Annotated in this window: 12 protein-coding genes; 9 read left to right on the forward strand and 3 right to left on the reverse strand. The window is 62.4% G+C overall.

Annotated features, from left to right (window positions below; genetic code table 11):
- Nucleotides 1–15: 15 nt before the first annotated feature.
- The gene (locus tag O3297_RS01730) at nt 16–678 is read right to left on the reverse strand and encodes a hypothetical protein (protein WP_305047578.1); all 663 of its coding nucleotides are present in this window, start codon (nt 676–678) and stop codon (nt 16–18) included.
- Between the two features lie 123 nt (nt 679–801).
- Between O3297_RS01730 and hisC the strand changes: the two genes are divergently transcribed.
- Nucleotides 802–1,860, forward strand: coding sequence for a histidinol-phosphate transaminase (gene hisC, locus O3297_RS01735; protein ID WP_305047579.1), 1,059 nt, complete (start codon nt 802–804; stop codon nt 1,858–1,860).
- A 48-nt stretch (nt 1,861–1,908) separates the two neighbouring features.
- On the opposite strand, the gene O3297_RS01740 is transcribed toward hisC, so the two are convergent.
- Nucleotides 1,909–2,562, reverse strand: coding sequence for a PEP-CTERM sorting domain-containing protein (locus O3297_RS01740; protein ID WP_230522696.1), 654 nt, complete (start codon nt 2,560–2,562; stop codon nt 1,909–1,911).
- A 259-nt stretch (nt 2,563–2,821) separates the two neighbouring features.
- Between O3297_RS01740 and O3297_RS01745 the strand changes: the two genes are divergently transcribed.
- The 8 genes from O3297_RS01745 (at nt 2,822) to O3297_RS01780 (ending at nt 12,271) form a co-directional block, all read left to right on the forward strand.
- Nucleotides 2,822–3,691, forward strand: a complete 870-nt coding sequence (locus O3297_RS01745; protein WP_070253766.1) for an NAD(P)-dependent oxidoreductase — start codon at nt 2,822–2,824, stop codon at nt 3,689–3,691.
- Between the two features lie 204 nt (nt 3,692–3,895).
- Nucleotides 3,896–4,960, forward strand: coding sequence for a YeiH family protein (locus tag O3297_RS01750; RefSeq protein WP_080753631.1), 1,065 nt, complete (start codon nt 3,896–3,898; stop codon nt 4,958–4,960).
- Nucleotides 4,961–4,976: 16 nt separating this feature from the next.
- Complete coding sequence (locus O3297_RS01755) at nt 4,977–6,320, forward strand: D-amino acid dehydrogenase (protein ID WP_305047580.1); 1,344 nt, start codon at nt 4,977–4,979, stop codon at nt 6,318–6,320.
- A complete protein-coding gene (locus tag O3297_RS01760) occupies nt 6,317–7,141 on the forward strand; it encodes a thiazole synthase (RefSeq protein ID WP_305047581.1) in 825 nt (274 codons plus the stop codon). Before O3297_RS01755 ends, O3297_RS01760 begins: the two co-directional genes overlap by 4 nt.
- Nucleotides 7,142–7,225: 84 nt before the next feature.
- Nucleotides 7,226–8,236 carry a porin gene (locus O3297_RS01765; RefSeq protein WP_305047582.1) on the forward strand — a complete coding sequence of 337 codons (1,011 nt, stop codon included), beginning with the start codon at nt 7,226–7,228 and terminating at the stop codon, nt 8,234–8,236.
- Nucleotides 8,237–8,462: 226 nt separating this feature from the next.
- Entirely contained in the window at nt 8,463–10,277 is a 1,815-nt protein-coding gene (gene xsc, locus O3297_RS01770; protein ID WP_305047583.1) for a sulfoacetaldehyde acetyltransferase, read from the forward strand.
- 223 nt (nt 10,278–10,500) lie between these two features.
- The gene (pta, locus tag O3297_RS01775) at nt 10,501–11,502 is read left to right on the forward strand and encodes a phosphate acetyltransferase (RefSeq protein WP_305047584.1); all 1,002 of its coding nucleotides are present in this window, start codon (nt 10,501–10,503) and stop codon (nt 11,500–11,502) included.
- Nucleotides 11,492–12,271: a sulfite exporter TauE/SafE family protein gene (locus O3297_RS01780; protein WP_305047585.1), complete on the forward strand. Its 780-nt coding sequence runs from the start codon at nt 11,492–11,494 to the stop codon at nt 12,269–12,271. Before pta ends, O3297_RS01780 begins: the two co-directional genes overlap by 11 nt.
- Here O3297_RS01780 and O3297_RS01785 read toward each other — a convergent pair.
- Nucleotides 12,261–13,658 carry an RtcB family protein gene (locus O3297_RS01785; RefSeq protein WP_034788013.1) on the reverse strand — a complete coding sequence of 466 codons (1,398 nt, stop codon included), beginning with the start codon at nt 13,656–13,658 and terminating at the stop codon, nt 12,261–12,263. The two genes, O3297_RS01780 and O3297_RS01785, sit on opposite strands and share 11 nt — an antisense overlap.
- Between the last annotated feature and the right edge of the window lie 351 nt (nt 13,659–14,009).

Here is a 14,009-nt window from a genome sequence, read left to right on the forward strand (position 1 = left end):
TCCCACAAACGCAATCTAATGCACTAGCCTCGCCACCGCAAACGCGACGCCCGACATGGCAATGATCGTCCCCACACACGACAGGATGACAGCCGACTTCGCCTCAGCCACATCGGACTTGGTCGCATAATTGGAGCGCACCACAGCGAGGTCCAGTTTCAAGCCACTGACATCCGTCTTGAGAACGCCGACATCGGTCGTGAGAGCAGCGACATCCGTTTTCAGACCGGCAACATCCACCTTGAGACCAGTGACATCCGTTTTCAGGCTGGCAACATCGACTTTGATGTCAGTCACATCGGCCTTTACATCCTTTACGTCCAGTTTCACACTGGCCATGTCCTTTCCCGGCGTGTTGACTTGCTCGTCCATGGCGCAATCCTCCGTGCTTGTCACTGCATGCTCCTCGCTTTTTTCACCGCTGTCAAACAGTGTCCCGAGGGTATCGCGCATGGCTTTGCTATTGCTTGCCAGGCGTTGCGCCAGCGCCGTCACGCGCTGCAAGTCGGCCATTCCTTCGCCCTGTAGCTGCTCCGTGGCAGTCTGCAATTCGACGGTGATCTGCTCGCTGAGACTGGCTGCGACCTGTAGCCACGCATCGATCTTGCGCTGGCGTGACTGTTGCGTCAGCGCGCCATGCCGCATTTGCGTATCGCTCAGCTTGTGCATGCTGTTCATGCTGCGTCCTCTTCGCGTTGGGGCCGATGCCGCCCACGCTACTCCTCGCCGATAGTGTCCGCCTTGACCCCCCTCAGCCTATGGTAATCTACCCCCTCCCCATCCTGTCCCCATACCCAAGCAATGAGCCGATTCTGGAGCAATATCGTCAGCGAGCTGACCCCCTACATCCCGGGCGAGCAACCCAAACTGCCCAACCTGGTCAAACTCAACACCAACGAAAATCCCTACGGTCCGTCGCCGCAGGTGCGCGCCGTATTGCGCGAAGCAGCCAACGACAGCCTGCGCCTCTACCCTGATCCGTCCGCCAGCGAACTGAAGCAAACCCTGGCCGACTACCACGGCTTGAACAGCAATCAAGTGTTTGTCGGCAATGGCTCCGACGAAGTGCTGGCGCTGGCCTTCATGGCCTTGCTCAAGCACGATGCGCCGCTGCTGTTCCCGGACATCAGCTACAGCTTCTACCCAGTGTATTGCAAGCTGTACGGCATCGATTACCGCACGGTGGCGCTCGACGATGCCATGCGCATCCGTCCGGAAGACTACCAGGGGCCGTGCGGCGCCATCATCTTCCCTAACCCTAACGCCCCCACGGGCGTGGACTTGCCGCTGGCCGGCGTGGAAACCTTGCTGCGCGCCCATCCCGATGCCGTGGTGGTGGTCGATGAAGCGTATGTGGATTTCGGCGGCGAGAGCGCCGTGGCCCTGGTGGCGCGGTATCCGAACTTGCTGGTGGTGCAGACGTTCTCGAAATCGCGCTCGCTGGCCGGCTTGCGCGTGGGCTGTGCATTCGGACATCCGGACTTGATCGAGGCGCTGGAAAGAGTCAAGAACAGTTTCAACTCGTATCCGCTGGACCGGCTGGCGCTGGCCGGGGCCGTCGCATCGCTGCACGACGAAGCGTATTTCCAGCAGACGCGCCAGGCCGTTATTGCCACCCGCGAACAGCTGGCGGCGGACTTGGCGGCGCTGGGCTTCGAGGTACTGCCCTCGGTGGCCAACTTTGTCTTTGCCCGTCACCCGCAGCATGACGCGGCGCAACTGGCCGCCGGCTTGCGTGCCCGCTCCGTGATCGTGCGCCACTTCAATGCGCCGCGCATCAGCCAGTATTTGCGCATCAGCATTGGTAATGTGGGCGAGTGCGCAGCCTTGATGGCGGCGTTGCGCGAGATATTGTCGTGATGGCAGGCCTGGTACGGCTGCCGGCAGCCGTACCAGGCGCCAGTTTGTTTACTGCTGGCTGACTCGGCGGCGGCGCGCCATGAAGCCGAGCAAGCCCAGGCCGCCCAGCAGCATGCCGTAAGTGGCTGGCTCCGGTACGGCCGACACGGACAGGTTATTGATGGTTGGCCAGATACCGATCTGTCCGGCTGTGCTGACGGACAGGTCGGAGAACGCGTCCGACGACACGAAGCCGATAAACGAAGCTTGCGTCGGCAGGGCCAGATCATAGCTGAGCAGCTCGCCCAGCGCATTGCGCGCTGTCAGCGTGATGCTCTGGCCATTGGCATATTCGCCGGCAAAGTTCGATCCGAAGAAGAATCCCCCCACACCGCGTACGGCACTGGAAAAGTTGGAGAACACCACGCTGTCGTTGCGGTCGTTCGTACTCAGCCAGTTGTCGCTGCCCGTGCCTGCGCCATACAGGATGGGCGAGGCGCCAACGCTGCTGACCGTGTAGGCATAGCTGCCCGCGTTGCGGTTCAGCGGGCCGTCGAGCGCATCGATGGGCAAATCATCAAAGGTGTCGACGCCGGTATTGCCGACCGCTGCCAGATAGGCGGACTGGCTGGTAAACACCGTGATGTCTGCGTGTGCGGCGCTGGCGGCGAGCAGCAGGGCGGCGGCGCTCATGATTTTCAGGCGGGAGAATGCAGTTTGCAAGATCGACTCCTTCACAAGGGTTGGGAAAAGGATGCGGCAAAAGTTTGCTTATTTATAATGCCAATTCAATATAATATTAACTAGAAAAAAATGCAATATAAAGTTCTTTATGATAATTTTCGTCTTGTATAGCTGAAAAGCGGATGTTTCCCAATCACCACTCCGTGTACGCCAAACGTCGCGCAGGGCCGCGCCATGCTGCCGCCACGGGCCATTTGTGCAACAATAATCGGATTCATTCATCGACAGGACGGACAATATGGCAAAAGTGGCATTCATCGGTTTGGGCGTCATGGGTTTCCCCATGGCAGGTCACCTGGCGGCGGGCGGGCACGACGTCACCGTGTACAACCGCAACCCGGCCCGCGCGGCCGCCTGGCTGGAACAGCACAAGGGCAGCAGCGCCGCCACGCCGGCTGCCGCGGCGGCGGGCGCCGAGTTCGTCTTCACCTGCATCGGCAACGATAACGACCTGTACCAGGTCATCCTGGAAGAGGGCGGCTTGTTGTCCGCCATGGTGCCGGGCAGCATCCTGATCGACCACACGACGGCCTCGGCCGAAGCGGCGCGCACCATCCACGCGGCGGCGAAAGAGCAGGGCGTGTTCTTCCTCGACGCGCCTGTGTCCGGCGGCCAGGCGGGCGCGGAAAACGGCAAGCTGACGGTGATGGCGGGCGGCGATGCAGAGGCGTATGCACGGGCCGAGCCTGTCATCGCCCTGTTCTCGCGCGCCGTCACCTACATGGGCGCTTCCGGTTCCGGCCAGCTGACGAAGATGGTCAACCAGATCTGCATCGCGGGCCTGGTGCAGGCGCTCAGCGAAGGCATCGCCTTCGCGGAAAACGCGGGCCTCGACGCGGCCCTCGTCGTCGACGTGATTTCCAAGGGGGCGGCGCAGTCGTGGCAGCTGGAAAACCGGGGCAAGACCATGATAGAGCGCAAGTTCGACTTCGGTTTTGCCGTCGACCTGATGCGCAAGGACCTCGGCATCTGCCTCGCCGAAGCCAAGCGCAACGGCAGCGACTTGCCCGTGACGACCTTGACGGACCAGTTCTATGGCGAAGTGCAACAGGCAGGCGGCAACCGCTTTGATACATCCAGTCTGATTACCCGCCTGAACAAAAAGTAATCGTTCAACGGCCAGCCACGGCGGCGCGTCCCTGCAAAGGGCCGCGCCGCTTGTCGTTTACGCCAGCATTAACCTTAAAACGTCAGTTTCCGGAACATCCGGTTTCGATTTTCATGGAAAAGCATGGACTTCGCTAGCTCATCGTGTATTATTAAAAAACGAGATGAAATGTCCCAATTTTTAAAACATTATGAGCGGACCCGCATGAAAACCAACTCCTCAGCGATAACACGCGTTGTCGACAAGAACATTCCCTACCTGTCTTCCGCCGTTGCCATCTGGCGTCCTCGTGCCGTGCTGCGCAGCTGGCCCGGCGTGGCCATCGCGCTGGTGATCGCCCTGTCGGCCACCTTTATTTCCAGCAATTACGGCGGCCCCCAGTTGCTGTATGCGCTGTTCTTCGGCCTGGCTTTCCACTTCCTCGCCTCCGACCCCACCTGCAAGCCCGGCATCGAGTTTTGCAGCAAGGTGCTGCTGCGCACGGGCGTGGCCCTGCTGGGCGCGCGCATCACCTTCAACCAGATCGCTTCCGTCGGCGTGACGCCGTTATTGATCGTCGTCGGCGGCCTAGTGGCAACTTTGGGCTTCGGCTATCTGCTGGCCAGGTGGCTGAAACGCCCCATCACGGAAGGCATCCTGTCGGGTGGTTCCGTGGCCATCTGTGGCGCCTCGGCCGCGCTGGCCATCTCGGCCGTGCTGCCGCAGACCAAGGAAAACGAAAAATTCACGCTGCTGACGGTGGTGGGCGTGACGACCTTGTCGACCCTGGCCATGATCGTCTACCCGCTGCTGGTCAAGCTGCTGGGCTTTGATCCGACGGAAGCGGGCGTGTTCATCGGCGGCACGATTCATGACGTGGCGCAAGTGGTGGGCGCCGGCTACCTGGTCAGTAATCACACGGGCGACGTGGCCACCTTCGTCAAGCTGACGCGCGTCGCTTGCCTCGTGCCTGTCGTGCTGGGCCTGTCGATCATGTTCAAGCGCAAGGACGGCAAGAGCGAAGTCGATGCGCCGCCGCTCGTGCCATTCTTCCTGATCGGCTTTGTGTGGCTCGTCATCACGAATAGCCTGGGCCTGATTCCGCAGGAAGTGAATGGCTGGATCAACAATGCTTCGCGCGCCTGCCTCGTCATCGCCATTGCCGCGCTGGGCGTGAAAACGTCGTTCCAGTCGCTGGCCTCGCTGGGCTGGCGTCCCGTGATCATGCTGGTGATGGAAACCGTGTGGATCGCCGCCTTTGTCGCCATCGCCGTGCTGCTGACGCGCTGATTCCAGGCCAGTTGCCATGAAGATCCTAGTCCTCGGCGCCGGCGTGGTCGGCACGGCATCGGCCTGGTATTTGCGCCAGGCTGGCCACGATGTGCGCGTGTTCGAGCGCCAGCCGGGCGCCGCGCAGGAAACCAGCTTCGGCAATGGCGGGCAGATATCCGTCTCGCACGCGGAACCGTGGGCCAATCCCGCCGCCCTGCGCAAGGTAGTGAAATGGTTGGGCAAGGACGATGCGCCGCTGCTGTTCCGTCCTCGCCTCGATACGCTGCAATGGCAGTGGGCGCTGCATTACCTGCGCGAGTGCTTGCCGTCGCGCGTGTCGCGCAATATGCGGCAGATCGTCGCCCTGGCCGAGTACAGCCGGCAGAGTTTGCAAGCCCTGCGGCGCGAAACGGGTATCGCCTACGACCACCTGGAGCGCGGCATTCTGCATTTCTATACGGACCAGCAGGAGTTCGATAAATCGCAGTCGGGCGCCGCCCTCTTGCGCGAGCTGGGCTGTCCGCGCAACACCGTCAGCGCCGATGAAGTGATACGGCTGGAACCGTCCCTGGCCCACGCCCGCCCGCACATCGTCGGCGGCGACTTTACGGCCAGCGACGAGTCGGGGGACGTGCATCTGTTTACCACGGCGCTGGCGGCCCGCGCCGCCGCTGCCGGCGTGGATTTTCAGTACGGCAGCACCGTGACGCGTTTGCTGGCGGATGGCGAACGCATCACAGGTGTGGAATGCATCGATGCGCAAGGGCGCCATCGCCTGGAACACGCGGATGCCGTGGTGGTGGCCATGGGCAGCTTTTCCGCGCCCCTGCTGCAGCCGCTGGGCATACGCTTGATGCTGTATCCGGGCAAAGGTTATTCCGCCACCTATCCGATTCTTGACCCATCCGCCGCACCGACCGTCTCGCTGACGGACGATGGCCACAAGCTCGTGTTTTCGCGCCTGGGCGAACGCCTGCGCGTGGCGGGCACGTGCGAGCTGAACGGCTATACGCGGGAGCTCAATCCCGTGCGCTGCGCCGCCATCACGCGCCGCGTGCAGGGGCTGTTCCCGCACGCCTGCGATTACGGCGACCCCGTCTACTGGGCCGGCCTGCGCCCCCTGACACCCTCGAACGTGCCGTATATCGGCGCCACGCGCTACCGTCAGCTGTTCCTCAACACGGGTCACGGCACCCTGGGCTGGACCATGGGCTGCGGCGCGGGCAGGGCGATCGCGGACCTCGTATCGGGACGCCGGCCGGAAGTCGATTTTGCGTTTTGCGGGGAAACCCAAGGAAAAAGGCTGGGGTCGGACCCTCAGGGTCCGACCCCGGATTTTGCTTCTGGTTTAAATGAATTGCACAGGAGATCAAGATGAGAGACGACGCCACCCCCAGCCAACCATCGACCGGCCTGACCCTGGCCGGCACCACCTACCAGTCGCGCCTGCTGGTGGGCACGGGCAAATACAAGGATTTCGAGGAAACGCGCCTGGCCATCGAAGAGAGCGGTGCCGAGATCGTCACCGTGACGATACGCCGCGTGAATATCGGCCAGGAGAAGGGCGAGCCGAACCTGCTCGACTTCATTCCGCCATCGAAATACACGATCCTGCCCAATACGGGCGGCTGCTACAACGCGCGCGACGCCGTCTATACCTTGCAGCTGGCGCGCGAGCTGCTGGGCGGCCACCCGCTGTGCAAGCTGGAAGTGCTCGGTGATGAAAAGACCCTGTTCCCGAACATGCCGGAGACCTTGAAGGCGGCCGAGCAGCTGGTGCGCGACGGCTTCCAGGTGATGGTGTATTGCAGCGACGACCCCATCCAGGCGCGCATGCTGGAAGACCTCGGCTGCATCGCCGTCATGCCACTGGCGTCCCTGATCGGCTCGGGCATGGGCATTCTGAATCCGTGGAATCTGTCGCTGATCATCGAGCAAGCCCGCGTACCCGTGCTGGTCGATGCAGGCGTGGGCACGGCGTCGGACGCGGCCATCGCCATGGAGCTCGGTTGCGACGGCATTTTGATGAATACCGCCATCGCGGCGGCGCGCGAACCGATACGCATGGCGCGCGCCATGAAACTGGCAGTGCAGGGCGGACGCGAGGCTTACCTGGCCGGACGCATGCCGAAAAGTATGACGCAGCCTGGCGCCATGCGCGCCTCGCCGTCGTCGCCATTGGCCGGGCTGATCGCCTGAGCCACCGCATTTACCCGCAGTTTGCAGCACCGTAGTTGATTATCGTTTCAAGCGTTTATAAAAACCACAATACCTGGAGATGACATGAAACACACACTCGTAGCGGCAGCCATCCTGGCCTCCTTCTTCGCTGGCAGCGCCAGCGCCCAATCGTCCGTCACCGTGTACGGCTTGCTCGACGCGGGCCTGACATCCGAACATGGCGGCGCGGACGGTTCCGTCACCAAGCTGGCCACCGGCGTGCAGTCGGGCAGCCGCATCGGCTTCAAGGGCACGGAAGACCTGGGCAATAATTTAAAGGCCAACTTCTTGCTGGAAAATGGCCTCGACGTGGATACTGGCGCCAACCGCCAGGGCGCCTTGTTCGGGCGCAAGGCCTACGTGGGCCTGTCGGGCGGCTTCGGCGCCGTGAACCTGGGCTTGCAGCACAACCCGCTGTTTACCGCGCTGGACAATATCGACCCCTTCGAGACGGGCATGACGGGCGCCTCGATCAACCTGATGAGCGTGGCCAGCCTGCGCACGAAAAACTCCATCATGTATGAAACGCCGAAGGTGAACGGCTTGTCGGCCGCCGTCATGTATGGCTTGGGCGAAAAGCCGGACAGCAACACCCTGGGCCGCACCATCGACTTTTCCATCGACTACGCCAATGGCCCGCTGGTGCTGACGCTGGCGCACGACAACCGCAAGGATACGCCGCTGAACACGGCGAAAGTCACCTTGCTGGGCGGCACCTATGACTTCGGTCCCGCCAAGCTGCACGCCGCGTATGAGACGGACAAGGATGATGCGGGCACGGATTTCCGCAACTACATGCTGGGTGCGTCGGCCCCTGTAGGCGCGGCGGGCAGCGTGATGGCGTCCTACATCAAGAAGGATGACCGCACGAATGCGCGCCGCGGCGGGCGCCAGCTGGCCATCGGCTATACCTATGCCTTGTCCAAGCGCACGAATCTGTACACCTCGTACGGCCGCATCAACAACGATGGCGCGGGCACCAATTTCGTTGGCGACGCTTCCAGCGGCGGCAGCGTGCCCTTGCCTGGGCATAACTCGAGCGCCTTCACGGCCGGCATGCGCTTGAAGTTCTAAGCGCGGCGCAGAAGGAGAACGATGGCGGCTTGTCTGTTGCGGATAAGCCGCCATTGTTGTTTCAGGAGTGGACCTAAGTCACGGATTCCGGATTCAGGAATGAAACAGTCCGATTTTTCATAAATTTTCATTGACAGCGCATTTCGCAGCCGTTAAATTGAACACGTATTTCAAATATCGGAACAAAATATACCGATTTTTCATAAAACCGTAAGGAGACTGAGCCATGACCGATTTGTCCGACCAAAAAGCCGCCGCCGCAGCGATACCTGTGGGCCCGCAAAAGATGACGCCTTCCGAAGCGTTCGTGGAAACCCTGGCCGCCAATGGCGTGACCGATATGTTCGGCATCATGGGCTCGGCCTTCATGGACCCGATGGATATCTTTGCCCCGGCCGGCATCCGTTTGATTCCCGTCGTGCACGAGCAGGGCGCCGGCCACATGGCCGACGGCTATGCCCGCGTCTCGGGCCGCCATGGCGTGGTCATCGGCCAGAACGGCCCCGGCATCAGCAATTGCGTGACCGCCATTGCCGCCGCCTACTGGGCGCATACCCCGGTCGTGATCATTACCCCTGAGACTGGCACGATGAGCATGGGCCTGGGCGGCTTCCAGGAAGCGAACCAGTTGCCGATGTTCGAGGAATTCACGAAATACCAGGGGCACGTGACGAATCCGGCCCGCATGGCGGAATTCACGGGCCGCTGTTTTGACCGCGCCATGTCGGAAATGGGCCCGACGCAACTGAATATCCCACGCGACTATTTTTATGGCGAAATCAAGGCGGAAATTCCCAAGCCGAACCGCCTGGACCGTGGCGCCGGCGGCGAGCAAAGCCTCAACGATGCGGCGGAATTGCTGGCGAAGGCCAAGTTCCCCGTGATCATCTCGGGCGGCGGCGTCGTCATGGGCGAAGCCATCGAAGAGTGCAAGGCCCTGGCCGAACGCCTGGGCGCACCCGTCGTCAACAGCTACCTGCATAACGACTCCTTCCCTGCCAGCCATCCGCTGTGGTGCGGCCCGCTCGGCTACCAGGGTTCCAAGGCAGCCATGAAACTGATCGCCAAGGCCGACGTCGTCGTCGCCCTCGGTTCGCGCCTGGGCCCGTTCGGCACCTTGCCGCAGCACGGCATGGATTACTGGCCGAAGAATGCCAAGATCATCCAGATCGACGCGGACAACAAGATGCTCGGTTTGGTCAAGAAAATTTCGGTCGGCATCTGCGGCGACGCCAAGGCGGCCGCCAAAGCCATCCTGGCGCGCCTGGACGGCAAGACGCTCGATTGCGACGCGACGCGCGACGAGCGCTATGCCACCGTGCAGGCAGAGAAGGCCGCGTGGGAAGAGGAGCTGACCAACTGGACGCACGAGAAGGATGCGTACAGCCTGGATATGATCGAAGAGCAGAAGAAAGAGCCGGGCAACTATCTGCACCCGCGCCAGGTCTTGCGCGAGCTGGAAAAAGCCATGCCGGAAGACGTGATGGTGTCGACCGACATCGGCAACATCAACTCGGTAGCCAATAGTTACTTGCGCTTCGAAAAGCCGCGCAGCTTCTTTGCGGCGATGAGCTTTGGCAATTGCGGCTATGCCTTCCCGACCATCATCGGCGCCAAGGTTGCCGCACCGCACCGTCCAGCCGTGTCGTATGCGGGCGACGGCGCCTGGGGCATGAGCCTGATGGAAACGATGACCTGCGTGCGCCACAACATTCCCGTGACGGCCGTGGTGTTCCACAACCGCCAGTGGGGCGCGGAAAAGAAAAACCAGGTGGATTTCTACAACCGCCGCTTCGTGGCAGGTGAACTCGACAACCAGAGCTTCGCGGAAATCGCGCGGGCCATGGGCGCCGAAGGCATCACGGTCGACAAGCTGGAAGACGTGGGCCCGGCCCTGAAAAAGGCGATCGACATGCAGATGAATGAAGGCAAGACGACCATCATTGAAATCATGTGCACGCGCGAGCTGGGCGACCCGTTCCGCCGCGATGCGCTGAGCAAACCCGTGCGTCACCTGGATAAGTACAAAGATTACGTTTGATTTGCTGCTGGAGTGTTGGATTACGCCTTTCAGGCTAATCCAACCTACCCAACCTACCCAACCTACGCGACTGTGTAGGTCGGATTAGCCGGGCCTCGGCCCGGCGTAATCCGACACCACCCTGACCGATCCTTGTATGACCCCGGCTTGCCGGGTTTTATGTGCCGGAACCATGTTTCATGCTTCCATGGTTCCGGCATTTTTTTACCGAATTGGAGTCGCCATGAAAGCCCTGCACCGCATCATCGAGCAAGCCCGCGCCGTACCGAAAAACATCGTGTTGTGCGAGGGCGGCGATGCGCGCGTGCTGCAGGCGGCCGCGCGGGCGGCAAGCGAAGGCCTGGCGCACATCACCATCGTCGGCAAGCCTGCCGCCATCCTGGCCCTGGCGCGCGAACATGCGCTGGACCTGGATAGCGTGCGCCTGGTCGACCCGGCAGAGTCCAGCGAGTCGGAACACTATGCCCAGCAATTGTTTGTGCTGCGCCAGGCCAAGGGCATGACGGTGGAGCAGGCGAGGATCGCCGTGCAGGATCCGCTGTGCTATGCCAACCTGATGGTGCGCCTGGGCGACGCGGACGGCTGCGTGGCGGGAGCCGTGCACACGACGGCCGACGTAGTGCGCAGCGCCATCCAGATCATCGGCGTCGATCCGGCCTTCAAGCTGGTGTCCAGCTTTTTCCTGATGATGCTGTGCGAACCCTTCCACAGCCTCAAGGGCGGTTTTATCTTTTCCGACTGCGCCCTCGTTGTCGACCCGAAAGCGGAGGAACTGGCCGACATCGCCATGGCCGCCGCCGACAGCGCGCAAGCGTTGCTGATGGAAGAGCCGCGCGTGGCCATGCTGTCGTTTTCCACCAGCGGCAGCGCCCACCACGCGGCCGTCGACAAGGTGCATGCGGCAACAGACCTGGTCAAGGCCCAGCGGCCGCTGCTGGCCATCGATGGCGACGTGCAGCTCGATGCTGCCATCGTGGCCGAGATTTCGCAGAGAAAAGTCAAGGATTCCGTCGTCAATGGCCGCGCGAACGTGCTGGTGTTCCCGAACCTCGACGCGGGCAATATCGGCTACAAGCTGGCCGAACGCATGGGCGGCGCCGTCGCCATCGGCCCCCTGCTGCAAGGCTTGAAGAAGCCCGCCAACGACCTGTCGCGCGGTTGCAGCGCGATTGACGTGTACAACGTGATTGCCGTCACGTCCGTGCAGGCCCAGGGTGGACGCTGACTTCCTGTTCAGCTTGCCGGTGCTGGCGCTGCTGGGCGTGGTGGCGGCGGGCACGTATTTTCAGACCGTCACGGGTTTTGGCCTGGGCATGATCGTCATGGGCGTGGCCAGCGGCCTGGGCCTGGCGCCCGTGCCCGCGCTGGCGGCCCTCGTCAGTTTGTTGTCCTTGGCGAATTGCCTGGTGGCCTTGCCGGGCGCCTTGCACCACCTGGACTGGCGCGCCATCCGCGCGGCCGGCATCGGCTTGCTGCCGGCCATGGCGGCTGGCGTCTTGTTGTTGGGATACCTGGACCAGGAGTATGCGCCCGTCCTGAAACTGTTGCTGGGCGCGGCCATCGTGTATGGCGGCGTCAGCATCCTGCTGCAGGCGCCGCCGGGACCGGGCGCGGCGGATAAACGCAGCTTTTTTATTAGCGGCGTGTGCGGCGGCCTGTTCTCGGGCCTGTTTTCGCTGGCCGGGCCACCGCTCGTGTACCAGTTTTATCGCCAGGAAATGAGTTTGAAAACCATCCGCTACAGCCTGATCTTTTTGTTCGCCATCAGCGCGGGCGGACGCTCGCTGATGGCGGGCAGCCAGGGCCAGCTCGACGCGAAAGTCTTGCTGCTGTGCGCGCTGGCCTTGCCCGTGGGCGTGCTGGCCACGATGGCCGGCAAGCGCTATCCGCCACCGATCGCCCAGCGCGGCATGCGCCGCATCGCGTTTGCCGTGCTGACCGCCATCGGTATCTCATTGATGGCGGCCGCCGTGCCGCAATTGCTCAGGCCTTGAACGTCAGCAGGGGCTTCAAGCGCGCCACCGATTGCAGCAAGCCCGCTTCCTCCTGCGCGGCGATGACGGGACCGATCTTTTTATACGCCATCGGCGCTTCCTCGACGCGGCGTTCTTCGCGCAAAGTCACGCACTGGAACGCCATCTCGTCGCCGCCCACCGTGGGCCGCATGGCGCGCATGGCCTGGCGACGGATGCTGCGCCCCGCGCCATGCGAGCACGACCACAGCCAGTCAGGATTGCCCATGCCCGTTGCCACATAGGAATAATCGCCCATGGAACCGGGAATCAGCGCCAGGTCGCCCTCGCGCGCCGGCGTGGCACCCTTGCGGTGGATGTTCATGCCATGCTCGCGCAGGATGACATTGTGGGGCACGTCCACCACCAGGCGAGAGGTATCGTGCGCATACACCTGCGACAGGCTGTCGCGCACCAGCTCGGCCAGGACCATGCGATTGACCCAGGCATAGCGCGATGCCACGCCCATGGCGTCCATGTATTCGCCGGCCAGTTCGCCCGTCAAGCCGTACAGGCCGGACTGCGGGTGGCGCACGCCTTTCGGCCAGGCCTCTTTGGCGCGGTCCATCCAGCGGCTGCCGACGAAAAAGCCCACGTCGCGGCTGCCGCTGTGGATCATGACGACCACTTCGCCAGGCACCAGCCCGTGCCGGTACGCGGCATGGCGGTCCATGACGGCGTCGACCAGCTGGATTTCCACGAAATGGTTGCCCGATCCCGTGGTGCCCAGGCTGGGGTCGCGTATCACTTCGCGCGTGCCCACCAATGCTTCGGGCGCATGGCGCAAGCCGCCGCCCAGTTCGCGCAGGGCGATGCAATCGTCGAGCTCGCGCAGCAGGCGTTGCTTGTCGACGCGGGGCCACAAGCCCTCATTGTGCAGGCTGTCGATGAACGCTTCCGGCCCCACGTCGAACAGGGCGGCAAACGCTTTCGAGCGCAGCGGCACGTTGCGGCCGTCTTCCAGCAGCACATGTTTGAGCTTGCCGAGCAGCTGCGGCTTGCGCGCCTCGAATTGCGCCAGGCTCAGGCCCGTCGTGATCAGGCGCATGCCGCAGGCGATGTCCGTGCCGGGGATGGCGGGAATCACCATGTCGGGGCTGGTGGCAACGATGCTGCCCACGGGGGCGATGCTGCCCGGGTGGAAGTCGGGCGTGGCGCATGCCTTGCACACATGGCCATCCTGGCCTGGCACGCTGACGGCGGCAAACTCCATCAGCTGGCGCACGGCTTTTTCCTCGAGCGGAAAGTTGTGGGGCAGCAGCACGGACGCCTGCGCGTGCGGATTGCTGAGTGTATAAATGCCGTCGGCATAGGCGACAGCGATGCCCTGGCGGCGCAGGGCTTTTTGTAATCTGGATAGGGGAAACACGATTCTGCTCCGGAAATAACGAATGCACGGCCCTTTTGCAAGGGCCATGTTTGTTTTCCACGCAGCAGCGACAGGAAGTGCCGCCAGCTTAGCAAACTTTGTGCCGCTTGCAAAGCGAGGGGTGGGCACAAGCGTGCGCACAATACGCAGCGCCACTTGCAAAATAATCAAACAGCCTTTATATTCGCGGTTCTTTCTCGAACCTCTTCCTTATTGGAGCCAAAAGTGCCTCGCTTCTTCGCCATCACCTGCTAACGCTGACGAAATGCTCTCTGCAGCATCGTTCGGCGCGTTGACGCCCCCGATTGCTGCGGCACTGCTCCCTCCGCACACGTATCCGAGACGCTAGTC

The organism is Janthinobacterium sp. SUN128 (assembly GCF_030587275.1).
Lineage (GTDB): Bacteria > Pseudomonadota > Gammaproteobacteria > Burkholderiales > Burkholderiaceae_D > Janthinobacterium > Janthinobacterium lividum.

What these genes read in the sequence shown, in the direction of transcription:
- pta (WP_305047584.1), top strand. Translation starts at nt 10,501, where the DNA reads ATGAAAGCCCTGCACCGCATCATCGAGCAAGCCCGCGCCGTACCGAAA.
- O3297_RS01765 (WP_305047582.1), top strand. Translation starts at nt 7,226, where the DNA reads ATGAAACACACACTCGTAGCGGCAGCCATCCTGGCCTCCTTCTTCGCT.
- O3297_RS01745 (WP_070253766.1), top strand. Translation starts at nt 2,822, where the DNA reads ATGGCAAAAGTGGCATTCATCGGTTTGGGCGTCATGGGTTTCCCCATG.
- O3297_RS01760 (WP_305047581.1), top strand. Translation starts at nt 6,317, where the DNA reads ATGAGAGACGACGCCACCCCCAGCCAACCATCGACCGGCCTGACCCTG.
- hisC (WP_305047579.1), top strand. Translation starts at nt 802, where the DNA reads ATGAGCCGATTCTGGAGCAATATCGTCAGCGAGCTGACCCCCTACATC.
- O3297_RS01730 (WP_305047578.1), bottom strand. Translation starts at nt 678, where the DNA reads ATGAACAGCATGCACAAGCTGAGCGATACGCAAATGCGGCATGGCGCG.
- xsc (WP_305047583.1), top strand. Translation starts at nt 8,463, where the DNA reads ATGACCGATTTGTCCGACCAAAAAGCCGCCGCCGCAGCGATACCTGTG.
- O3297_RS01750 (WP_080753631.1), top strand. Translation starts at nt 3,896, where the DNA reads ATGAAAACCAACTCCTCAGCGATAACACGCGTTGTCGACAAGAACATT.
- O3297_RS01755 (WP_305047580.1), top strand. Translation starts at nt 4,977, where the DNA reads ATGAAGATCCTAGTCCTCGGCGCCGGCGTGGTCGGCACGGCATCGGCC.